Source organism: Gordonia sp. G4 (assembly GCF_057770005.1).
In genome coordinates this window covers 2,567,601-2,589,609 of record NZ_CM173442.1, presented here as the reverse complement: position 1 = coordinate 2,589,609, position 22,009 = coordinate 2,567,601, and the positions used below count along the sequence as shown (strand labels likewise).

Genomic DNA, 22,009 nt, shown 5'->3' with positions numbered 1-22,009 from the left:
CGGTCTACGAAAACCCTCGGGGATCACAGGATTCGGTACATCCGCCAATCCGGTAGATCGGCGCCGTCGTTACGGGCCTCGAGCGCGAGCACCCCGAGCTGGGCCCCGTTCTCGTACATGGTCGGATACCGCTGATTGATCGCGTCGGACAGACCCCGGCCGGCCGAGGGAACGGTGAGGAAGTACTGGACCCCGCCGTTGCGCGGATCGTTGAGCAGTTCGGTGAAGTCACGGTCGGAGGGGATGACGAACTGTCGGGGCCGGGTGGACTGCGCCACCACCGCGAACCCGTAGACGGTGTCGCACAACACCGATCCGTCGGGCAGCCGCAGGTCGTCGAGGTACTCCGCGAGCGCGCGTTCGGTGGAGAACGAGCGCACGATGCGTTCCTCGCCGAGGTACTTGGGAGACACCGAATCCGGTTGCGGACGAACCACCGATCCGAGAGCGAACTCCTGCGGCGCGTACTTGGGTGACGTCATGCCGTAGGTCGTGACCGGGAGCGCCGCCGCGACGACGACGAGCGCCACCGTGACCGCGATCTTGTACCCCCACCGGGAGGCGTACGGACGCACCGGGGCGAGATAGGCGTGTGCGCCCATGCGCCGCACGGGAACCTGATGCCGCAGCGGCACCGACATCAGGGCCACGATCGCGGCCAGCAGGATGACGGTCATGTAGAACCGCAGGAAGCCGAACGTCGATCCGCGTGAGTAACCGAAGATCTGGAACGCGAGTACCGCGACGATCAGCAGTACGGGCAGCAACGGCATCAGGCGGCGCCGGCGCGCGCGCACCGCGATCAGTCCGAGGATCAGGATGGGCAGGAGCGGCGCGAGGATGGTGATCTCGGTGAGCGAGAACCTCACCGCGTCTCCGGTGGTGGCCGAGCCGCTGCCGCCGGACTGGGCGATGATCGCGGCATTGCCGTATTCCGAGGTGAACTGGGCGAAGGCGTCACCGGTGATGAGCCACCCGGCCGCCGCCCAGGCGAGAAAGGCCAACGCGCTGGGCGCGAGGGTGAGCGTCACGTCGAGCAGGACACGAGGCACCCGCTTCGCGGGGTCGTGCCGGGAGTAGGTCACCCAGGCGACCACGAACGCGGCCGCGATCGCCGCGGCACCGCCGTCGTAGCGGGTGAGGTAGGACAGCGCCAGCGCGATCCCCGCGACGACGAGTTCGTGGACGTCGTCGGTGGACACCCATCGGATGAGTCGCCGGGACGCCCAGGCGAGGAAGAAGAGGTAGGGCGCCTCACTCATCCCGTTGGCCGCGTACAGGACGATCATCGGGTTGATCGCGTAGAGGACCGTGAACGTGCCCGCCACGCGCGGGCTGAGTCCCTGATCGCGTGCGATGCCGGAGATCTGCACGATCGATCCGGCCATGAAGGCCGACGACATGATCACCGCCGACACCGCGTGCGTCGTCATCTCCGGGAACCACGGACTCAACGCGACGAGGGGCAGCTGGACGACCGCTGTCAGCGGGGTGAAGACGAAGCCGATCGCCGCCAGGTGCGGGGAGCGGCTGAACAGCACGCTCTGCGCCGACTGCACCCGCGACAGCGCGTCGCCGAACAACAGATGGACCTCGGTGGCAAGGTAGATCCCGATGACGAGGTAGGGGATCCACGCGGCCAGGAAGATGATCACCCCGGCCGGGACGCGGCGCATCACGTCCGGGCTCCCGCTGGTTCCGCGGTGTCGTCCTCGTCGCCGTCCTTCTGGCCGGCCTGATCGCTCTCCGCACTCTGGCTGCTCGTCGACAGACCGTGAAAGGTCTTCTCCCAGTACGACGGATTGACCAGGATCTGCCACATGCCCTTGATGGCGGCGACACTCATCATCAGCCAGTACAGCGGGATCAGCAGCGCCGACAGCAGCAACTCGCTGCGGTCGTCCTCGCGGATCGCGATCAGGTTCATGTAGATCGCGGCGCCATTGCCCAGCAGCATCGAGAGCAGCGCCAGATAGTAGATGGGCCCGGGGAACAACTCCGCGACGAACGCGGGCTGCCCGCCGATCCACATGGCCAGGATGAGCCAGAAGACCATGTTGAGGCAGGCGATCACCGGCGTCCCGGCGATGAGCAGCGTGAACCGCACGAATGCGACCGGCCCGAGGATGTGCCACAACTTGACCGGGTGACGCATGTGGACGAGCCACGTCTGCATGTAGCCCTTGTACCAACGGGAGCGCTGGCGGACCCAGTTGATGGCGTCGACGTTGGCCTCTTCCATCGTGACCGAGTCGAGCACGAGGGTGCGGTATCCGTGGTCGGCGATGCGCACACCGAGGTCGGCGTCCTCGGTCACGTTGAACGGATCCCACGCCCCGATCGTGTCGAGGACGTCGCGCTTGAAGTGATTCGACGTGCCGCCCAACGGGATCGGCGCCCGGCTGACCATCATGCCCGGCAGCAGGAACCCGAACCAGATCCCGTAGTCGGCGGTGAACCACTCGGTCAGCAGGTTGTCGCGCACGTTGTGGAAGCTGAGCTTGCCCTGGACGCACACCACCGACTCGTCGTCGGAGTTGTTCAGCACATGGACGGCGCGGCGCAACTGCAGCGGATCGGGTTTGTCCTCGGCATCGAAGATCGTGACGATGTCGCCGGTGGCGAAGTGCATTCCGTAGTTGCACGCCTTCGGTTTGGTGCGGGGTTGCGCCGGCGGTGTCAGGACAACGGTGACGATGCCGTTCTCCTCGACCCCGCGCGCCGCCTCGATCGTCGGCTCATCGTCCTCTTCGAGGAGCAACAGCACCTGCAGCTTCTCGCGCGGATACTCGATGGTCTCCATCGCCGCCACGAGCTGCCCGACCACCTCGGGCTCACCGTAGGCCGGGACGAAGACGGTGTAGTAGGGCAGCTCGTCGTCGGGGATCGACCGGGCCTGCTCGTCGGACACCCGGATCGCCCCGTTGACCAGTCCGCGGCGGAAGATCACCACCCGGTCGACGAGGGTGACCACATACCCGATGGTGGCGATCGACACGAGCGTCGCGCAGGTTCCGACTGGATAGAAGACCATCGCGACGGCGACGAGGCCGAGGACCGTGAATCCGATGATCTTCTGGATCCGGCTGAACGCCACCGACGCCGACATGTCCGCGTCGGCATCGCGGAGGCGGTTCACCGCGTCGTCGAGTGCCTGCGCCCGGTACGCCGGGTCGGCGAGCAGTTCGGCGACCGGACGCCGGGGCCGGGTGCTCCGCGCGACGCCGGGTGCGTCCGCGTCCCGCATCTCGTGGTCGTCGCTTCCGTCGGCTGCGTTCATCACCGCTCCTCCACCGCCTCGGCGCCGAGCTGTGCGCCGATCAACGCGCCGGCCAGCTGGATGAGCAGGGTGCGGTCCTTGTACTGCGGGTCGCTGTCGCTCAGCACCGAGTTGCCGCGCAGCAAGATGATCATCAGCGAGTTGAGGTTCGCCAGGATGGTGATCCGGGGTTCGGGGAAGTACGCGTCGGGTTCGTGGTTGTCGACCGCCCACAGCATGACCTGCTGCGTGCGGTTCCCGTTGGTCCACCACCACGACAGCACGGTGTAGGTCAGGTATCGCTCGTCGTCGACGACACTCCACAACTTTCCCTCGACCCCGAACGGCAGCGCCAGGTCGAACGGCTCGCTCGACCGATCCCGGGAGAGGTCGTACCGGAAGATGTCCGGATACACCTCGAGCGCCAGGGACCGCCGGCTGTCGACGCTGTCCACGACGACCCGGCGCGGTCGCGCGAACTTGTCGAACGCCCGCGTTCCGCGGCTCTGCACGAGAACCTGCCGGTTGAGCGTCGCACCGGGTCCGTACAGGCGGCTGACCCAGCCGTAGACGCCGACCGATTCCTGTCGCCACCCGACCGGCACCACCAGCGCCGGACCGATGTCGAGCTGGGGGAACCGCGCGCTCTGCCACGTGCTGCCGACGGGCGGGGTGGGGATCATCGCGAGGATGACCGCGGCCAGGAGTACCACCAGGCCCGGCCGTCCCACGAATGCCACCTTCGGCGCCGCGAAGTGTCCGGCGTCCGGTGGCGCCCAGTGCATTCCGCCGCGCCTCCGGTAGTCGAACAGCATGTACGACGACGTGGCGAGCGCGGCGATGAGCGCCGGGTACGGGACGAGGACGTTGCGGGGTGCGTCGAGCAGATAGAAGATCACCAGCGCACCGGTCCCGATGCCCCCGGCGAGCAACGCCGCGAGCGCCTTGCGCCGCCACGTCCGGCCCACCGCGATCGCGGTCGCAGCCACCGCCATCAGCACCAGCGTGAAACCCGCGGCCAGGGATGTGCCTCCGAGCGGCAGCACGACTCCGCGCACCGGCAACGGGAAGATCAGGGCGAACAGCAGCCACGCCCACCGGTATCGCGCGACGGGACGCAGCCCGAACAACAGGATCGATGCCCCGAGCACGAACAGCCACAGCGCGAGCAGGTCCATGTGGGTCGTGAGATACGCACGGGCGTAGCGCGGGTTGACCAGGTACTTCATCGCCAGCGACAGGATGAGCACGACGATCCCGACGATGACGTCGGTCTGCCGGTCGTAGATCGGCAGTTCGTCGAAGCGGCGCCACGAGACACCGACGACCGCGACGAGGCTCAGGACGACGAGTACCGGCACGTACAGGATCAGCGTCTGCGCCATGAGCTCGTCGGCGACGGCCCGGATGGTGTTCCAGAAGCCGAGTGCGGTGCAGGCGAGCAGGAACAGCCATCGCAGGGCGATGGCCCGGTCGGGGTGCTCGACGAACATCCGGACCGGCTGCGCCGGTTTCCGGCGCGTCGCCACCCCGACGACTCTCGAGTCGACGACCCTGGAGACGGTCGATGGCACCGGAGATCAGTCCCCGTCGGTGTGCCGGCGCCGGCGCCGGAGCACCAGTGTCGCCGCGACGGCGGCGATGAGGACGGCGACGGTCGTGACCGCCACCGCGGGCCACAGCGAACCGTCCGACGACTCCGTCTCCGGCCGGCCCTCGTCGGCCAGCACCTCCACCGGTTCCTCCCCGGCCACTTGCAGCAGGGCGTCACCGTTGAGCGACGGCCACCGGTCGGGATCGGCCTCCAGCCAGGTGAGCACGGCGTCGAGGTCCGCGGAATCGTCGGTCGAGCTGGCCACGAGCACGGTCCGGCCGGCATCGCGCGCCACCTGCAGCGAGCCGAATTGCAGTGTCGGGGTGACGACCACCTCCGAGCGCCGGCCGTCGTCGTCGCGGACCGAGATCGTGCCGCCGTCCGCGGTGACAGGCAGGTCCACGTCCGGGACGCCGCGACCGTCGGCGGCGATGATCACGGCCGGACCGTCGGTGGCCATCGCGTCGTCGACGGGCATCACCTCCACCCCGAGGCGCACCGCGGACAGGCGCTGCAGACCCGACATGAGCGACACCGCACGCCGGACGTCGGCGACGTCGCCCGCCGTCCATGCGACCGCGGTGCTCGGCATCAGCGACTGCGGCAGTGACACGAAGCCGGCCGGGGCGGGCGGGTCGGCGGGCTCGGAGCGGACCTCACCGGACGAGTCGAGGCTCAACGAGCTGCGCACCCCCTCCCCGCACTGTTCGCGGACGTCGCCGTGGTTGTAGGTGACCGTCAGCTCGGTGTATCGCGTCAACAGGTCCTGCGGGATGTCCACCCAGTGGTCGTAGCTGCCGGACCCGTCGGCCGGCCAGGACGCGATGACCCGCGGTCCGATCGCCACCGCGATCTGCCCGCCCATCGGCGTATAGGCACCCTTCACCTGGACCCGGACGTTCTTCGACGGCCGCCCCAGGCGCGTCTGGTCGACGCCGAAGGAGATCGACGGCCAGCCGGTGGCGGTCACCTGTTGATCGCCGACACCCAGGTCGGCCAGCGTGTTGACGACCGGGGCGAGCTGGGGCGCGTCGAACGGCGCGCCGGCCACGGCCGCGGAACTGATCGCGATCGACGACAGGTTCGAGGTCAGGAAGCCGACCTGCGACGGCAGCTGGTCGGCGCCACCGCCGATCCGCAGCACGGGCCACCCCGCGGCGCCGGGAGCGAGACTCAGTCCCTGGAGCAGATCGGAGTTGATGACCACCTGCCGTTCGAGCGGCTCGACGGCCTCGGTGGGGGCCGCGGCGCGCCGGGACAGCGAATCGGTCTCGATCTCGACGGCGGCCGAGCCGTAGTTCGCCACGACGGCGGTCGCCAGCGAGACGGCCGCGGCTCCCTCGGCGGGCCGCACGTCGTCCGGGACGTAGATGGTGAGCTTGCGCAGAACCGGAGGGAGGAACTCGGCGACGCTGTTCGGGGCCGCTTCCCGTCCGCCGTAGGACGCGGTCGCGTTCTCGATCCGGAACCCCGAATCCGGATCGAAGAGGCAGGTGCCCGCGGTACGCAGGTAGGTCCGCAGGACGAGGTCGGCGGCGTTGCGATCAACCCGGACACCGCGCAGGGGCAGGACGATGGGCGAGTTGACCGACGGGCTGATGGGCGTGCGCGAGATCAGCCTGCCCTCCTGCAGGACGTCGACGTTGCCACCGGTGACGAACGCCGGATACTGTGCGACGCCGCGGAGTTCGGTCGGCGTGAGATTCGGCGGTACCGCCAGGGCCAGACTGACCTCGCCCTGTTGCCCGGGGAACGAGATGGTCGTCGACGAGCCGAGGTCGCGCAGACTCAGTGGCGGCGGCGGGTCACCGGGGGCCGCGCCGGCGACGGGGACCGTGCCCATCGAACCGGTCGCCGCGAGCAGGAGACCGGCGAGCAGCACGGACGATGTGCGGAGTAGTCGAGAGCGCGATCGACCGCGAGATCCCCAGGACACGTGCATTTCTCACCCTTCGAGTGCTCCCCGTTCCCGACCTGTGCACCGCCCCGCAGAAGAACTTATCGGATGTGAACGATTGGGACACCTTTTCGGGTCCCTGTCGTGTCGCCTGCCTCCGCCGGCATTGCGGGCGTTTCGATTCGCACACGTTCGCCCGAACAGGGGCCGAACTCTGCGACCATGGCGGGGGTCGAGAAGTCCGGCGAACTCGAGGGAGCGCGATGCGACAGGTTCACGCCGGTGAACACGTCGACGGCGGCGTCTACGTCGACATCGCCGACGCGACGATCTGGCACTTCACCGCCGGGGAGGCGCACGGCCCGCCGGTGGTGCTGCTCCACGGGCTGTTCGCCTCGGCGTCCGCGTGGGGAACGCAGATCCCCGCATTTCTCGACGCCGGCCTGCAACTGTTCGTACCCGAACGGTCCGGTCACGGACACAGCCCCGATCTCCCGGGCGACTTCAGCCTCGAACGCATCGTCGCACGCACGATCGTCTATCTCGAGACCGTCGTATGCCGACCGGCCCATCTGGTGGGCTGGGCCGACGGCGCCCCGGTCGCGCTGCTCGTCGCCCGCGAACGTCCGGACCTCGTCCGCCGGCTGGTGTTCGTCGGCGGATACCTCAACAGTGCCGGCCGAACCGCCGACGAGTTCATCGACCAGGTGACGCGGCGCGACCCGGCCACGGTGGACTACCTGCGCATCTACTACGACACCACCTCACCCGACGGACCCGAGCACTTCGACACCGTCTACGACAAGGCGGTCCGGATGCTGACCACCGAACCGGACTGCGAGGTCGCCGCGTTCGCACGAGTCGAGGCGCCGACGCTCGTGGTGGTCGCCGACCGGGGGCTCGTCCGCCTCGAACACGCGCTGGAACTCGCGCGGACCTTGCCGCGCGGACGGCTGGCCGTCATCCCGGGCACCCACATCCTGCCGGTGGAGTCGCCCGAGCTGTTCAATCCGCTCGTCCTGTCGTTCCTCGCCGCCGACCCGCCGTCGGTGTGGGAGTTCGGCTGAGTCCTCAGGCCGGCGAGTGCACCCGGTACCACGCCTGACGACGCAGGGCGTCCGGATCGGCCTCGACGTGGTCGGGGTCGTCGAGGACGAGGACCTTGCGGTCGGCGGTGGTGTAGGCGGGCCAGCCGAAACCGGGGTCGCCGGTGCGGGCGAACCCGCCCCAGCGGGTCTGGACGTTCTTGGTGACCCGGCCGGTGGCGGGCCAGTCGGCGAGGGCGAGACCGGCACCCATCGGGGCCCGGTAGGCACCGAACACGCTGAACAGCTCGGTGGCGTGCGTGGCCCCGAAGCCCGTGGCCTCGAGCACCTTCGTCTGGTAGTCGTAGCGGTACACGTAGGTCGGGGCGACGGCGCTGTGCCCGTCGGCGAAGGCGCTCATCGGTGCCCAGAAGATCGAGTCGCCGGCCAGCCGGATGCGATCCCGGTCCCCGTCCTCGTAGTGCGAGGCGATCTCGCGCCGGACCTCTTCGTCCTCGACGCGCATCAGGGCGCGTTCGGCGTCGGGCAGGACGTTCCAGTCGGGCAGGACGTTCCAGAGTTTGGCGAACAGCTTGCCCTCGTCGCGGTTGCTGCCGATCACGAGCGGCACCGGCTGCGTGAGCCCACCCGCGGCGGCGGCGAGCGGCGACCGCGGCAGCAGATCGCCGTCGACGACGGGCGCGAACGGGATCGCACCGCTGGCGGTCTTGGTGGCGAATCGCATCAGCCGGTTCGCCGCCGCCAGCAGCAACGCCGGGTTGGGCGAGGTGAGCAGACGCTGGGCGTGGACCGTGTCGACGGGCGGCTCGTCCCGTTCGAAGGAGGTCGCCCGACGCTGCGGGTCGCGCAACAGCCGGACGAACTCGTCCGCGTAGATCTTCGCCGCGTCCTGCTCGACGATCAGTTCCGGGGCGGGACTCTGCGCGATGGCCTGGTGATAGAGACCGGTCGTCGACGGGGCGGACAGCAGCGAGAGCACCGACGACCCGCCGGCGCTCTCGCCGAAGATCGTGACGTTCTCCGCGTCCCCGCCGAACGCCTCGATGTTGTCCTGGACCCACTGCAGGGCCGCGATCTGGTCACGCAGGCCGACGTTGGAGTCGAACGGACGGTCCTCGGTGGCGAACTGACCGAGGTCGAGGAAGCCGAACGGACCGAACCGGTACTGGATGGTGACGACGACGACGTCCTGGGCACGCGCGAGGAAGGCGCCGTCGTAGAGCGGGGTGGCGGCCGTGCCGAGGATGAACGCACCGCCGTGGATGAACACCATCACCGGTCGCGGAGTCGACGACGCGACGTCGGGCGAGTAGACGTTCAGCGTGAGGCAGTCCTCGGCCATCGGCGCGAACTTGCCCGGGGCGATGGCCGTGAACCGCTTCTCCTGGATGGCCGCTTTGGCCACCTTGGTGCAGTCGCGGACGCCGGGCCAGTCGTGGGCGGGCTCCGGTGCACGGAACCGGCGATGGGCCACCGGCGGTGCCGCGAACGGGATGCCTCGCCAGCTGATGGTCCCCTTGCGCAGCCGCTTCCCCCGGGCGCCCTCGACCACGCCGTTACGGGTGGTCACCTTACTGTCGAGAAATGCCATACCCACCACCGTAGACGAAAACGACGACTTCGTCTACCCGCCGCCGCGCACACACCGATCGGGCGGTCCCCGCTGGTCGGCCACCACTACGATGCGCTCATGGGTTCCGGCGCGGCACGCATCGACCTCAACGCCGACCTCGGTGAGGGCATCGGTGACGACGCGGCGATGCTGGGGATCGTCACCAGCGCCAACGTGGCGTGCGGCTTTCACGCCGGCACCCCCGCGCAGTTGCTCGCCACCTGCCGGGCCGCGGTCGACGCCGGGGTCCGGATCGGCGCCCAGGTGTCCTACCCCGATCGCAGCGGCTTCGGGCGCCGGTTCATGGAGATGACGACTCCGGACCTCGTCGCCGACCTGGTGTACCAGATCGGCGCGCTCGACGCCCTCGCCCGATCGGTCGGCGGGGCCGTCACCTACGTCAAACCGCATGGCGCGCTGTACAACACCATCGTCCATCACGAGCAGCAGGCCGAGGCCGTGGTCACCGCGGTCCGCGATGTCGACGCCGGATTGGCGGTCATGGGGCTACCGGGATCGGAGGTGCTGTCACGCGCCCGACGGGCGGGACTCGACACCATCTCCGAGGCGTTCGCCGACCGCGCCTACACCCCGGAGGGCACCCTCGTGCCGCGCGGAACCGACGGCGCGGTGTTGTCGGACAGCGCCGAGATCGCGCGACGGGTGGTCGAACTCGTCACGACGGGCCGGATCGGCGCGATCGACGGAACCCTGATCGACGTCGACGCCGGATCGGTCTGCCTCCATGGCGACACCCCGGGCGCGGTCGGACACGCGCAGGCCGTGCGCGACGCACTCACCGCCGCCGGAATCGTCATCGGCGCGCCACCGGCCTGACCGGCCGGGAGGGATGCTGCCTAGCCGCGTCGCTGGCGGGCGAACTCGGCGAGGACCACACCCGCGGCGACCGAGGCGTTGAGGCTCTCGACGTCGCCGGCCATCGGAATGGACAGGATCGAGTCGCAGCTCTCGCGGACGAGGCGGGAGAGCCCCTTGCCCTCCGAACCGACCACGATCACGGTGGGGCCGCTGCCGTCGTAGTCGTCGAGGGTGACGTCACCGTCTGCATCTAGACCGACCAGTTGCGCCCCGGCGTCGGCCCAATCCTTCAATGTGCGAGTCAGATTGGTCGCGCGGGCGACCGGCAGGCGCGCCGCGGCACCGGCGCTGGTCCGCCAGGCGACGGCCGTCACGCTCGCGCTGCGTCGTGCGGGGATGACCACGCCGTGCCCGCCGAAGGCCGCGACCGAGCGGATCACCGCGCCCAGGTTGCGCGGATCGGTGATGTTGTCGAGGGCGACGAGCAGCGGCGGGGTGCCGCTGGCCTTGGCCTCCGCCATCAGGTCGTCCGGGTGGGTGTACTCGAACTCCGGCACCTGCAGCGCGATGCCCTGGTGCATTCCGTTGGTGGACAGGCGATCGAGTTCGGGTTTGCCGACCTCGAGGATGGAGATCGCCGAGTCGCCGGCGATCTTCACCGCCTCGGCGACCCGCTCGTCGGGCTCGGAGTTGGTGGCGATGTACAGCGCGGTGGCCGGCACGCCGGCGCGCAGGCATTCCACAACCGGATTGCGGCCGAGGACATACTCGGGACCTTCGTCCCGGGCCCGCGCCCCGCTGCGACCGGCCGCCGACTTCGACGCCGCCTTGGCTCGCTTGTGAGCCGGATGATACGGCCGGTCAACTGCTTTCGGTGTCGCGCCACGGGCCTCGAGGCCGCGGCGACGCTGACCACCCGAGCCGACGGTCTGCCCCTTCTTGGTGCCGTCCTTGCGAATCGCGCCTCTGCGCTTGGAGTTCCCTGCCATCACGCCTCACCCTTCAATGCCCATTGCGCACCGTCGGGGGTGTCGGTGACCTCGATACCGGCCTGCGCCAGCCGATCCCGCACCGCGTCCGCGGTCGCCCAGTCCTTGGCGACGCGCGCGTCGGCGCGTCGCTGCAATTCCGCCTGCACCAGCACGTCGAGTGCGGAGGTGGCGGCCGACTCGTCGGCGGCACCCGCCCACCGGTCGTCCAGCGGGTCGACGCCCAGAATCCCCATCATCGCGCGGACCGTGGACGCAGCGGCCAGCGCGGCGGCTCCGTCACCGGACTCCAACGCGGTATTGCCCTGCCGAACCACGTTGTGCACGACCGCGAGTGCGGCCGGGACGCCGAGGTCGTCGTCGAGCGCGGCGGCGAACTCGGGGTCGACATCCCCGACGACCACCTCGCCCACGCGCGCGCCGACCCGGGCCACGAACGACTCGACGCGCCGATAGCCGGCGGCGGCCTCAGTGAGCGCGCCAGACGAGTACTCCAGCATCGACCGGTAGTGCGCGCTGCCGAGGTAGTAGCGGAGCTCGACCGCCCGGACCCGTTGCAGCATCGCGGGGATCGACACCACGTTGCCCAGCGACTTGCTCATCTTCTCGCCACCCATGGTGACCCAGCCGTTGTGTAACCAGTAGCGCGCGAACGCATCTCCCGCACCGTGTGCCTGCGCGATCTCGTTCTCGTGGTGCGGGAAGATGAGATCCATCCCGCCGCAGTGGATGTCGAACTCAGCGCCGAGCAGCGAGGTGGCCATCGCCGAGCACTCGAGGTGCCAGCCGGGACGGCCGGGGCCCCAGGGCGTCGGCCAGGACGGCTCGTCGGGCTTGGCCGCCTTCCACAGGGTGAAGTCGCGGGGATCGCGTTTGCCGGTCCCCGCGCTCTCACCCTGGTGCACGTCGTCGAGCCGGTGTCCGGACAGCGACCCGTACTCCGGCAGGCTCAGGACGTCGAAGTACACGTTGCCGTCGGCGACGTAGGCGTGCCCGCGGCTGATCAGTCGCTCCATGTATTCGACCATCTGGGTGACGAACCCCGTGGCCCGCGGCTCGGCCGACGGCGGCAGGACCCCCAGCGCACGGTAGGCGTCGTCGAACGCACGCTCGTGGGTGGCTGCCCATTCCCACCACGGCCGTCCCGCGTCCGCGGCCTTTCGCAGGATCTTGTCGTCGATGTCGGTGACGTTGCGCACGAACAGCACGTCGAGACCCTGGTGGGTCAGCCAGCGCCGCAGGATGTCGAAGGCGATGCCGCTGCGGACGTGCCCGATGTGCGGTACTCCCTGGACGGTCGCGCCGCACAGGTACACCGACGCCTGGCCTGGGTGCAGCGGCACGAAGTCGCGCACCTCTCGGGAGTCGGTGTCATACAGGCGCAGGGTCACGACCGGCAATCCTACCGGACCCTGACCTGGCCACCGACGGCCCGAGCCGCAGGTGCGCGCACCTCACGCACGCTCACCGGGGACGCCGACCGGGCCGGCCGGCTCCGCGGCGACGGCGGCGGCGGTCGCCCTCATCTCCGCGATGGTCGCGGACAGGACCGCGACCGCCCGCTCGGTGGCGGGATGTCGCACGCGGACGTGGATCCCGTCCGCATCGCGCCAGAACCACCATTGCGCGGTGTCGGTCGGTTTGGCACTGGAGACCTGTTCGGCCCGTACCCCCCGATGCGGACTCGGCAGTCGCGTGTAGTCGACGTAGGACATCATGAAGACGTCCGACCGGCGCTGACGGAGCCGGCTGCCGAAGGCGAGGTAGACCGGGGTCAGCCCGATCTCGGCCAGCGGCAGGGCGGCGGCGAGCCGGGCCGTGTTGATCTCTGCCGCCCCGAACAGATCGTCGCCGCCGGTGATCCGCAGGGGCGCGTTGCCCACCGACCAGCCCACACAGCCGGGGCCCGCGCCGGTGCCGGTGGGCACCACGGTGGCGAGCTCGTCGGGCCCGCCGAGCGACTTGACGGCCATCGCCGCGCAGGTGAGCACCGCGGGGTACGTCCGCCCGCCGTGTCGGTGGACCGCCGAACTGAACGCCCGCGCCGTATCGCCCGGCAGCAGGGTCTCGACGATCGTGCGCATCTCCACGGATTCGCCCGCCGGGACACCGAGGTCGACGGGGAACTCCGGGACCTGCCAGTCGGTCGCGGCCAGGAATCGTCCCCACTCGCCCAGTCGGGGGTCGTCGGGGGGCACCGCCGCCTCGTCGCCCGCGACCCGACGCAGCGCGTCCAGCCCGGACTCCGCGGGAGCGAGGGCCGCGCCGGCGAGCAGATCGCAGATCTCGGAGGACAGCAGCGCCATCGAGCGCGCGTCGACGTAGCAGTGGTCGAACCCGCAGACGAGGGTCGTGCTCGACGCTCTGCGGACGGCGGCCAGGAAGTGCGGCACCGGCTCGAACGGGTTGCACGTGGCGGTGATCCGTCCGGCCAGTTCGGCCGCGAACTCCGCGGGCCCGAGCCCGGCGTCGGGTTCGTGCGAGTCCTCCTTGACGTCGACGCCGCCGTGCAGCACTCGCTGGTATCCGGTGTCGGTCGCCACGTAGTGGCTGCGCAGGACGTCGTGCCGCGCGATGACGGTGGACACCACCTCGCCAAGGCGCGCGAGCTCGAGCCGCTCGGGGAAGTCGAGCGTGAGCGCGATCCAGCCGGGTTGCCCCTGCGCGATCGAGTCCAGGTGGAATCGCTCGTTCTCCGACACCGGCGCGCTCGACGACGCCGCGCAGCCGCCGGGTAGCGGAAGCCATCGGATCAGTTCCCCCGGCTCGACCTCCCAGGTCTCCGAACTCGAGAGCTTCACCGCTCGGGCCTCCCGCTCGCATAGTCGTCGAGGATGCCGCCGACACGTGCGAGGTGGTCGGCGACCGATGTGCGTGCCACGTCGTTGTCGGGGAGATGACACCGGACGACGAGGCCCGCGGGGGTCCGCGTGAACCACAGGTTGGCGTTGCGCGTGGGGCCGACGCCACTCGAGGTCTGCATCGTCGTCAGGGCCGGGTCGTCGCCGATCGGTAGTCGCGCCAGATCGGTGTAGGACACCATGTACGGGCTGCCGTCCAGGCCCCGGAAGACGCCTTCGGCGGCCAGCAACGCCAGGACCCCGTGTGCGGGCGCCGAACTCGCGCGGCGCGCGGCGCGCACGCTACGTCCGGCCGCGCGCACCACGTCGTCGAAGGGCGTCGGCTCGGCGGGGAGCTCCACTGCGATCGGGGCGAAGTTGCACAGCCAGCCCTGGGTCCACGCGGTCCCGGCGTCGCGGGTGGCGAGCACCGTGGAGACGAAGAACCGCGACTCCCCGGTGATCTCGCGGTGACGCACCGCCAGGGTGGCGTACAGGAGACCGGCGAATCCCTCGCCGGTCCGGTCCAGTCGGGCGTCGCAGCGCGCGAGCGCATCCGGATCGAGCAACCACTGCTCCACCGCGACCGCCGGGGCCGGGGCGTCGTCGGTGAGGCCCAGGTCGAGCGGGCACCGCGGTGCGCGACCGTCGTTGGCCAGCAACACCTCTCGCCACATCGCCACCCGCTCGTCGTCGGGCGGGAGCGCGGCCGCCGCGGACCGTTCGGCGAGCACGGCTTCGCCGAACGCGCCCGGCGCCGGCGGTGTGGGTGTCCTCCCCGCGCAGTGTGCACGGTAGAGCGCGGTGATCTCGGTCAGTGCGAGCACCGACGAATATCCGTCGCCGTGCGCGTGATCCGTGGCCACGAAGAAGGTGAAACCGCCGTCGTCGACGGTCGCCGCCCACCAGGACCCCGGAACCAGTTCCGCGCGAGCCTTTTCCGACGCCTGACGCCCGACCCAGGTGCCGAGATCGGCCCCGGCCACGATGACGGATTCGGTGTCGGCGACCTCGATCACGTACTCCTCGGGCGGCGCCACCCACCGCTGGGGACCGTCCGGTCCGGGGCGGTAGTGCGCGCGCAGTTCTTCGTGCCGACGCACGAAGTCGGTGAGCGCCGCGGCCATCGCACCCTCGTCGAGGACGGTGTCGAAACGCATGGCGGCGAGCAGGAATCCCGTGTGCACCTCGCCGCGACGCCGCTTGTCGCCCATCGTCGCCAGGTGGTCGGACTGCAGGAACGAGACCCCGCTCCCCCACTGCTGCGCGGCACGGCCCACTCGATCGGCTTCGCGCAGTTCCCATTCGACGGTCCGACCGCCGATCAGGTGGTCGCGCAGCGGGACCACCACCGAGCCCGGCGCACCGAACCGGGGCGTGGCGAAGACGGTCCGCACGGCGCCGGTCATCAGCTGCCGAGTGCGGCCGTCGACCCTCCGGTGTGCGCTCCGGCCGGCACGGATTCGACCGCACGGTAGGTGTACTCGCAGTCACCGTCGGCGACGATCGTCGTCAGGATCTCGCGGAACGTGGAGAGGAAGACCTCGACGGCGGCGGCGTTCTCGTCGGCGGGGAATCGCGCGGACACGTTGAGCCCGGTCGGAATCCGGTTGATCCAGAAGTAGACCTCGTCGGCGTCGCGCGTCGCGCTGCGCAGCACGCGCGCCTGGCGAGGTGTCCAGTCGGCCGCACCCTCAGCATGACGGAGGTCGATGTAGGACACCACGAAGCCGGGCGGCGTCACGTCGCCGCCGATGAGTTCGGCCACCGGCGCGAACGGGGCCGCACCCACGCTCTTGTACTGCGCGGAGGTCGCCGCCACGGCCGTCAGCGCGTCGGTGAACTTCGCCGGCTGGCCGGGCCGGATCGCGACGGGGATGATGCCGACGAACCAGCCGACGGCTTCGCCCCACTCGATGGCGTTACGGGTGTGCACCGGGCCGATGAATCGCAGATCCGCACTGCCCGACAGCGCGGCCGAGGTCATGGACAGCGCGGTGTAGATCCCCGCCGTCATCGACGATCCGGCACCCTTGCACACCGCGTCGAAGCGCTTGGTGTCCGCGGCGTCGAGCAGCCAGTGCGACAAGGTCGCCTGGAACCCGTTGTCCGGCAAGCGTTCCGACACGATGGTGCGCGGCGACCCGGCCGGCACCTCGAACCGCGGGAAACGCGGGACGGGTTCGGGCTGCACGGCGGTCGGGGTGTCGTCGAAGAAGTCCCGCCACTGACTGACCGCGACGTTGTTCGCGTCGATCTGCTCACCGAGTCGACGCTCGGCGTCGCTGAAGTCGAGGTAGCTGCCGAACTGGTGCAGCGCGTGGGGTTCACCGGTCACCTCGGCGGCGTAGAGCGCGGTGAGCTCGCGGATGGCGAACACCTGGGTGTAGGCGTCCATCACGGTGTGGTCGGCCGCGAACACGAGCAGGAACCCGGTGTCGTCACCGGTCGGCTCCACGGTCACGGCGATGCAGTGCGGCCAGCTCAGCGGCGTGACCGTGCGATTGAAGTAGTCGGTGACCAGGCCGGAGACCTCGTCGGCGGCCAGGTCCGACCCGAAGTCGCGCTCGCGGACGGTGATCGAATCGGCCGAGATGGTGATCCGGGTCAGGTCGCCCTGCGGATGCTCCGGTTCGTGGACGCGTACCGAGGTCCGGAATGCCTCGTGCCGGCGATACCACGCGATGATGGTGCGGGAGAGGGCTTCCCGGTCGAGCGGATGCTCGATCCGGAAGGCGGTGCCGATCCACTGGCTGTACCACTCCGAGCCCTCGCGGACCGCCCGGCGGGCGTGTTCGAGGTGCATGTAGGACAGCTGTCGGGAGTCCGTCTGCCACTCGGTGGCGTCGACCTGCGGCTCCCAGGCGGTGACGGTGCCGCCGGGCATCGAATAGTCGGTCAGCTCGGTGTATTCCACAACTTCCTCCGTGTTCGCCACGCGTTCGAGCACCTCGGTAGACGTCCTCAACGACACCACCGCAGACCCAGACACCACAGCCGATCGCACCAACGCGGTTAGGACGCCCTTATCAACGGTCAAGACAGTAACCCGGATCCGCCTTGATTGATAGTTTGGCGAGCAAAATGAATGGAAGGCTATGCGGTGGCAAGAGTCGGCCGACAACCCGAACTCGAACGTCCGTAGGTCCGACTAACGTGCTCGTATGGCTCTGACCCTTAGTTTTGAGGTCGCCGGAGCGCTTTTCTGCCGTAGCAATGACCGCTGGGCGCGCGGGAGTCGCCCGTTGGTCCCTGACTCGGTGTGAAAGATCTCATCGTCAGAACCCCTACCGAACCTCGGTTTCCCTCTCGTGTTTCCCGGAGAGGCGTCCGGTAGTGTGCGCGTCTTGCGGTGAAGAGTGCGGAGTCCGTACCGGCAATCACCTGACCCGATCAACCAACGGCAAGGCAAGCATGAATTTTGCATCCCTGGTCCGCCCCGACCGCACGTCGGCACCGGAGGCCGTCGACCGCCTGACCGCCGACGACGACCTGTTCGTCCGGATGGACGTCGTCCTCGGCCTCCCCGTCGTGAACCAGACACTCTGGCGGTTCCCCGGCACGGTCGACGTCGACACCATCACCGCACTCGGCCAGAAGTTGCGTTATGGGCGCCTGAGCAGGCTCGTCACCCGACACCGTGGACCGGGCCGCGCGTACTGGCGGTACACCCCGGAGGCAGGCGCGGTCTCGGTGCAGACCGAACCGGTACCGGCCGGCGACGAGGAGGCCTGGGGGCGGGCACAGGCGGACGCCCCGCTCGACTTCGAGAACGGGCCGGCGTGGCGGCTCGTCGTCGCCCGCGCGGCCGCCGACGACTCGGTGCTGGTCTCGCTGATCATCTCCCATGTCATCGCCGACGGCGGCACCGGAGCGGTCGCGGTCATCGAGGCCATCCACGGCCTCGACTACGTGCCCGGCGCCGAACCCGGCCTCGTCTCCGACGTCCGCGATGCGGCGGACCTGCTGTGGACCGCGGGCACGACCGCCGCGCGCATCTGGCGCGCGAGCCGGTCCACCCCGCCGCCCTCCCCCGTGCGGGTGACCGGCCGGCCCACACCCGACACCGACACCGACGTCGCGGGCGCCGAGACCGCGCCGAATGTCACGGTCCTGATCCCGCAGGCGGACTACACCGGGGCGGCGAAGTCCCGCGGGGGCACCGACAACAGTCTCTTCGCCGCCCTGATGGTCGGCATCCTCGAGCGCAGCGGCCGCGTGTCGGAGGGGGACGTCGTCCCGGTCTCGCTGCCGGTCTCCTCCCGCACGCTCGACGACCGGCGGGCCAACGCCAGCTCGGGCGCAACGGCTTTCGTGGAGGTCGTCCCCGGGCGCTACGACGACCTCACCGCGGTGCGCACCGCATGCAAGGACGCCTACGGCAGACTCGCCGCGAACTCGGGCGCCGTCGCGCAACGAGCCGTCGTGTTGCAGGCGCTGAGCCCGTCGATCACGCGGCGCCTGGCGTCCAAGGTGACCACACCGCTGTGCCTGGCGTCGAACGTCGGCCAGGCCCCCGACGAGTTCGCGACGCTCGGCACCGGAACCGCTGGTGCACTGTCGATCCGGGCCATCACCGCCACCGGCGACCCGGTGCGGTTGCGCGACCGCAAAGGCGGTGTCAGCGGCTGGCTCGCGATCAACGACGGCCACGTGATGTTCAGCGTCAGTTCCCTCGACCCGGTCCGCATCCCCGACGCCGCGTCCCTGCGGTCCCTCGTCGACGACGAGCTCGCCGCCTGGGGGATCTCGGGAAAGCCCTGGGGCGCATGAGGTTCGCATTCGCGGTCCACGGCAGCCGGGGTGACATCCAGCCGGCGATCGCGCTCGGCGCCGAGCTCACCCGGCGCGGACACGGGGTACGTCTGGCCGTACCGGAGGATCTGGTCGACATGACCGCCGCGACGGGTCTGCCGACCGAGGTGCTGGCACCGTCGACCGCCGAGCTCCTCGCGAGCCCACTGGTGAAAGAACGCCTCAAATCGAAGAACCCGCGCGTACGTCTGCGTGCACTCGGCGAGGTCGCCGAACACGGGCGCGCGACCTCCGAGCGCGTGATGCGCGAGCTCGCCGACTCCTCGGATCTGCTCGTGACCGGTCCGCTCGCCCAGGACCGCGGCGAGGCGATCGCACAGAGTCGTGGAATCCCGTTCGTGCCGTTGCACTTCTGTCCGCTGCGGCCCAACGCGAGCCTCGACGTCCGCTACCGCCGCTACCCCCGGCCCGTCTCGCGAGCGATGTGGCTGCTCGCCGACCGCACCTATTGGCTGACGGTGCGCGGGGCGGACCGTCGACTCCGCCACGAACTCGACCTACCGGTCGCGAAAGGCCCACTCGGAAGCCGACTCCGCGCGCGGGGCGTGCCGGAGATCCAGGCCTACGACGCCGCGCTCTTCCCCGGTCTCGACGAGGAGTGGGGCGCGCAGCGTCCGCTGGTCGGATTCCTGTTGCCCGACAAAGCGTCCCGGAGTGCGATGGCGGCCGGGAACGACGCGACGGCCGCCGCGCTGGACTGGATCGGCGGAGGCGAACCACCCGTCTATGTCGGTTTCGGCAGCATGAAGATCAGCAGCGAGCAGATCACCGCCATCGTGTCCACTCTGCTCGCCCGCGGCCTGCGCGTCATCGGGCACACCGAACACCCGCTGCCACACCACGACCGGCTGCTGCACATCGATGGGCCCGTCGACCACGAGCTCCTGTTGCCGCAGTGCGGGGGTGCCGTTCACCACGGTGGCGCCGGCACCACGGCGGCCGTGGCGCGCGCCGGGATCCCGTCGGTGGTCGCGTGGTTGAGCGCCGATCAGCCGATGTGGGCGGCCGCCCTGCGCGGAGCCGGCGCCGGAGCGGGCAATCGTCTCGCCCGGTTCGGCCCGGACGATCTGGCCCCCTCACCGATCCCGCGGTGGCGGCGGGCGCGGCCGGTCTCGCCGCGCGTCTCACCCCGCCGGCCGAGGCCACCGGCCGGGCCTGCGACATCCTGCTGAGCTCGGGGGTTAGCCCGCGGCGTCCAGCAGCGCGGTGGCCACCGCGGCGATCCCCTCGCCGCGGCCGGTCATGCCCAGGCCGTCGGTCGTTGTCGCCGACACCGACACCGGGCCGCCCAGCACGTCGGACAGCACCTGCTGCGCCTCCGCACGGCGCGGTCCGATCTTGGGCCGATTGCCCACCACCTGTACGGCCGCGTTCACCACGCGGAGCCCGTCGGCCTCGATGAGAGTCCGTACGTGCGAGAGCATCTGGACTCCCGAGACACCCTCCCACTCCGGGCGACCGGTGCCGAACACGGAACCCACGTCACCCAGACCCGCCGCCGACAGCACCGCATCGCACAGCGCGTGGGCGCCGACGTCGCCGTCGGAGTGGCCTTCACACCCCGGTTCGTCGGGAAAATACAGACCGACCATCCAGCACTCGGCGGACGCGTCGACGCGATGGGCATCGGTACCGATGCCGACCCTCATCGCCCACCGACCATGTCGCGCACGATACGCAGGTCCCAGGGCGTGGTGATCTTCATGGCAAGCGGGTCTCCGGGGACGAGGTGGACATCGATTCCGCATGTCTCGACGAGGCCGGCGTCGTCGGTCGCGATACCGGCGTCATCGGCGTGCGCGCGGAGGAGGGCGTCACGGGTGAAACCCTGGGGGGTCTGTACGGCGCGCAACTCCTCGCGGTCGACGGTCCGCGTCACGCGTTCGAGACCGGCCGGGCCGGGCTCGACCTGTTTGAGGGTGTCGACGACGGGAACGGCGGGGACGACCGCCTGATGCCCGGCGCGGATCGCGGCGACGACGTCGGTGAACACCCGCGCGGGGGTGAGTGGTCGCGCGGCGTCGTGCACGAGCAGGATGCCGGCGTGGCCGGCGGCGGCGATGCCGGCGCGCACCGAATCCGACCGGTGAGCGCCACCGGCGACGACGCGCACGCCGGTCAGCAACGCCGATGCCCGCTCGACGAGGTCGGCGGGCACCACGACGACCACGGTCGCCCCCAGCGAGGCGGGGATGTTGTCGACGCATCGCTCGAGGATCGTCCGTCCACCCACGTCCACGAAGGCCTTGGGCACCGGCTCACCGAGCCGGGTTCCCGACCCGGCGGCCGGGATGATGACACAGACTTCTGCGCCGGAAAGCTCCGGCGTAGGGGTCACGAAGAGTCCTGAACCAGGTGCGACCGGCGGTCAGGAAGCGGCGGCGAGAACCTCGTCCAGCATGCTGGTGGCCTTCTCGTCGTCGGTGTTCTGGGCGAGTGACAACTCGTCGACCAGAACGCGACGGGCTCGGGTCAGCATCCGCTTCTCACCGGCCGACAACCCACGATCCTGTTCGCGACGCCAGAGGTCGCGGACGATCTCGGCGACCTTGATGATGTCGCCCGAGATCAGCTTCTCCTGGTTCGCCTTGAACCGGCGCGCCCAGTTGGTCGGCTCCTCGGTGTGCGGGGCCCGCAGAACCTGGAAGACCTGATCGAGACCTTCCTGCCCGACGACGTCGCGAACGCCCACGTACTCGAGCTTCGTCGAGGGAATCTGAACGGTCATGTCACCGTCGGCAACCTTGAGAACAAGGTATTCGATCTGCTCACCCTTGATGGTCCGGGTCACGATGTCTTCGACCCGGGCAGCACCGTGATGGGGGTAAACGACGGTGTCGCCAACTTTGAAATTCAATGTTCCTTGCCCCTTTCGAGTGAAGCCAGTCTAGCACGGGCGTTCCGAGGCACCCACCCAACGGTGCAGGTCAACGCGGTGAACAGGTTTCATGACAGGCTCTTGCGAGGTCGCGAGGGGTGCGCGGTGAGGGTGCGCTACCCCACCGGAGCTCCCCGTCGGCCTGGCGCGGGGTACGCCCCACCACGGTGTCGACCGGGCTCCCCGGCACCGCCCGCCGACCCCTGGGACGACGTGGGCACGACCACCCGGCGACCGCTGCGGGGCCGTGGCGCCGGCGA

The 22,009-nt window shown here is 70.0% G+C and carries 16 protein-coding genes and 1 pseudogene; 4 read left to right on the top strand and 13 right to left on the bottom strand.

Annotated elements, in window-relative coordinates; all coding sequences use genetic code 11:
• Positions 1 to 23: 23 nt before the first annotated feature.
• Genes AC3B5T_RS11580 through AC3B5T_RS11565 form a run of 4 tightly spaced genes read right to left on the bottom strand, consistent with a single transcriptional unit; the run spans position 24 to position 6,795 of the window.
• Positions 24 to 1,676 (bottom strand): glycosyltransferase family 39 protein, encoded by a 1,653-nt coding sequence (locus AC3B5T_RS11580; RefSeq protein WP_488358763.1) that lies wholly within the window; start codon positions 1,674 to 1,676, stop codon positions 24 to 26.
• Positions 1,676 to 3,280 carry a glycosyltransferase gene (locus AC3B5T_RS11575; RefSeq protein ID WP_488358693.1) on the bottom strand — a complete coding sequence of 535 codons (1,605 nt, stop codon included), beginning with the start codon at positions 3,278 to 3,280 and terminating at the stop codon, positions 1,676 to 1,678. The genes AC3B5T_RS11580 and AC3B5T_RS11575 overlap by 1 nt, the downstream gene beginning before the upstream one ends.
• Complete coding sequence (locus AC3B5T_RS11570) at positions 3,280 to 4,833, bottom strand: hypothetical protein (RefSeq protein WP_055475213.1); 1,554 nt, start codon at positions 4,831 to 4,833, stop codon at positions 3,280 to 3,282. Before AC3B5T_RS11570 ends, AC3B5T_RS11575 begins: the two co-directional genes overlap by 1 nt.
• 6 nt (positions 4,834 to 4,839) lie before the next feature.
• The gene (locus tag AC3B5T_RS11565; protein ID WP_055475214.1) at positions 4,840 to 6,795 is read right to left on the bottom strand and encodes a hypothetical protein; all 1,956 of its coding nucleotides are present in this window, start codon (positions 6,793 to 6,795) and stop codon (positions 4,840 to 4,842) included.
• 218 nt (positions 6,796 to 7,013) lie between these two features.
• On the opposite strand from AC3B5T_RS11565, the gene AC3B5T_RS11560 reads away from it, so the two are divergent.
• On the top strand, positions 7,014 to 7,817 hold the full coding sequence (locus AC3B5T_RS11560; protein ID WP_055475215.1) for an alpha/beta fold hydrolase: 804 nt from the start codon (positions 7,014 to 7,016) through the stop codon (positions 7,815 to 7,817).
• A 4-nt stretch (positions 7,818 to 7,821) separates the two neighbouring features.
• On the opposite strand, the gene AC3B5T_RS11555 is transcribed toward AC3B5T_RS11560, so the two are convergent.
• Positions 7,822 to 9,387 (bottom strand): carboxylesterase/lipase family protein, encoded by a 1,566-nt coding sequence (locus AC3B5T_RS11555; protein WP_488358692.1) that lies wholly within the window; start codon positions 9,385 to 9,387, stop codon positions 7,822 to 7,824.
• A gap of 99 nt (positions 9,388 to 9,486) precedes the next feature.
• Here AC3B5T_RS11555 and AC3B5T_RS11550 point away from each other — a divergent pair, with 99 nt between their 5' ends.
• Positions 9,487 to 10,245: a LamB/YcsF family protein gene (locus AC3B5T_RS11550; RefSeq protein WP_055475217.1), complete on the top strand. Its 759-nt coding sequence runs from the start codon at positions 9,487 to 9,489 to the stop codon at positions 10,243 to 10,245.
• A 20-nt stretch (positions 10,246 to 10,265) separates the two neighbouring features.
• Here the strand turns inward: AC3B5T_RS11550 and rlmB are convergent, their stop codons facing one another.
• The 5 genes from rlmB to AC3B5T_RS11525 form a co-directional block, all read right to left on the bottom strand.
• Entirely contained in the window at positions 10,266 to 11,216 is a 951-nt protein-coding gene (gene rlmB, locus AC3B5T_RS11545) for a 23S rRNA (guanosine(2251)-2'-O)-methyltransferase RlmB (RefSeq protein WP_055475218.1), read from the bottom strand.
• The gene (cysS, locus tag AC3B5T_RS11540; RefSeq protein WP_055475219.1) at positions 11,216 to 12,607 is read right to left on the bottom strand and encodes a cysteine--tRNA ligase; all 1,392 of its coding nucleotides are present in this window, start codon (positions 12,605 to 12,607) and stop codon (positions 11,216 to 11,218) included. The genes rlmB and cysS overlap by 1 nt, the downstream gene beginning before the upstream one ends.
• A gap of 63 nt (positions 12,608 to 12,670) precedes the next feature.
• A complete protein-coding gene (locus AC3B5T_RS11535) occupies positions 12,671 to 14,017 on the bottom strand; it encodes a condensation domain-containing protein (protein WP_055475220.1) in 1,347 nt (448 codons plus the stop codon).
• Complete coding sequence (locus AC3B5T_RS11530) at positions 14,014 to 15,465, bottom strand: acyltransferase (RefSeq protein ID WP_259936034.1); 1,452 nt, start codon at positions 15,463 to 15,465, stop codon at positions 14,014 to 14,016. The genes AC3B5T_RS11535 and AC3B5T_RS11530 overlap by 4 nt, the downstream gene beginning before the upstream one ends.
• Positions 15,465 to 16,973, bottom strand: a complete 1,509-nt coding sequence (locus AC3B5T_RS11525) for a condensation domain-containing protein (protein ID WP_055475266.1) — start codon at positions 16,971 to 16,973, stop codon at positions 15,465 to 15,467. Before AC3B5T_RS11525 ends, AC3B5T_RS11530 begins: the two co-directional genes overlap by 1 nt.
• 497 nt (positions 16,974 to 17,470) lie before the next feature.
• On the opposite strand from AC3B5T_RS11525, the gene AC3B5T_RS11520 reads away from it, so the two are divergent.
• Together AC3B5T_RS11520 and AC3B5T_RS11515 are read left to right on the top strand one after the other, a co-directional pair.
• Complete coding sequence (locus tag AC3B5T_RS11520; RefSeq protein WP_055475223.1) at positions 17,471 to 18,829, top strand: non-ribosomal peptide synthetase; 1,359 nt, start codon at positions 17,471 to 17,473, stop codon at positions 18,827 to 18,829.
• Positions 18,826 to 20,048, top strand: a pseudogene (locus AC3B5T_RS11515) (nucleotide disphospho-sugar-binding domain-containing protein); the annotation flags it as partial. The gene AC3B5T_RS11520 and the pseudogene AC3B5T_RS11515, both read left to right, overlap by 4 nt.
• A 4-nt stretch (positions 20,049 to 20,052) precedes the next feature.
• Here AC3B5T_RS11515 and ispF read toward each other — a convergent pair.
• Genes ispF through AC3B5T_RS11500 form a run of 3 tightly spaced genes read right to left on the bottom strand, consistent with a single transcriptional unit; the run spans position 20,053 to position 21,728 of the window.
• Positions 20,053 to 20,520 (bottom strand): 2-C-methyl-D-erythritol 2,4-cyclodiphosphate synthase, encoded by a 468-nt coding sequence (gene ispF, locus AC3B5T_RS11510; RefSeq protein ID WP_055475225.1) that lies wholly within the window; start codon positions 20,518 to 20,520, stop codon positions 20,053 to 20,055.
• Positions 20,517 to 21,209 (bottom strand): 2-C-methyl-D-erythritol 4-phosphate cytidylyltransferase, encoded by a 693-nt coding sequence (gene ispD, locus AC3B5T_RS11505; RefSeq protein WP_055475226.1) that lies wholly within the window; start codon positions 21,207 to 21,209, stop codon positions 20,517 to 20,519. The genes ispF and ispD overlap by 4 nt, the downstream gene beginning before the upstream one ends.
• 30 nt (positions 21,210 to 21,239) lie before the next feature.
• Complete coding sequence (locus AC3B5T_RS11500; RefSeq protein ID WP_004020903.1) at positions 21,240 to 21,728, bottom strand: CarD family transcriptional regulator; 489 nt, start codon at positions 21,726 to 21,728, stop codon at positions 21,240 to 21,242.
• Between the last annotated feature and the right edge of the window lie 281 nt (positions 21,729 to 22,009).

Excerpts from the sequence above, each read along its gene's own strand:
- AC3B5T_RS11550 (WP_055475217.1), top strand. The coding sequence starts at position 9,487 with ATGGGTTCCGGCGCGGCACGCATCGACCTCAACGCCGACCTCGGTGAG.
- AC3B5T_RS11575 (WP_488358693.1), bottom strand. The coding sequence starts at position 3,280 with ATGAACGCAGCCGACGGAAGCGACGACCACGAGATGCGGGACGCGGAC.
- AC3B5T_RS11530 (WP_259936034.1), bottom strand. The coding sequence starts at position 15,465 with ATGACCGGCGCCGTGCGGACCGTCTTCGCCACGCCCCGGTTCGGTGCG.
- AC3B5T_RS11560 (WP_055475215.1), top strand. The coding sequence starts at position 7,014 with ATGCGACAGGTTCACGCCGGTGAACACGTCGACGGCGGCGTCTACGTC.
- AC3B5T_RS11580 (WP_488358763.1), bottom strand. The coding sequence starts at position 1,676 with ATGCGCCGCGTCCCGGCCGGGGTGATCATCTTCCTGGCCGCGTGGATC.
- ispF (WP_055475225.1), bottom strand. The coding sequence starts at position 20,520 with ATGAGGGTCGGCATCGGTACCGATGCCCATCGCGTCGACGCGTCCGCC.
- AC3B5T_RS11520 (WP_055475223.1), top strand. The coding sequence starts at position 17,471 with ATGAATTTTGCATCCCTGGTCCGCCCCGACCGCACGTCGGCACCGGAG.
- AC3B5T_RS11565 (WP_055475214.1), bottom strand. The coding sequence starts at position 6,795 with ATGCACGTGTCCTGGGGATCTCGCGGTCGATCGCGCTCTCGACTACTC.
- rlmB (WP_055475218.1), bottom strand. The coding sequence starts at position 11,216 with ATGGCAGGGAACTCCAAGCGCAGAGGCGCGATTCGCAAGGACGGCACC.
- AC3B5T_RS11555 (WP_488358692.1), bottom strand. The coding sequence starts at position 9,387 with ATGGCATTTCTCGACAGTAAGGTGACCACCCGTAACGGCGTGGTCGAG.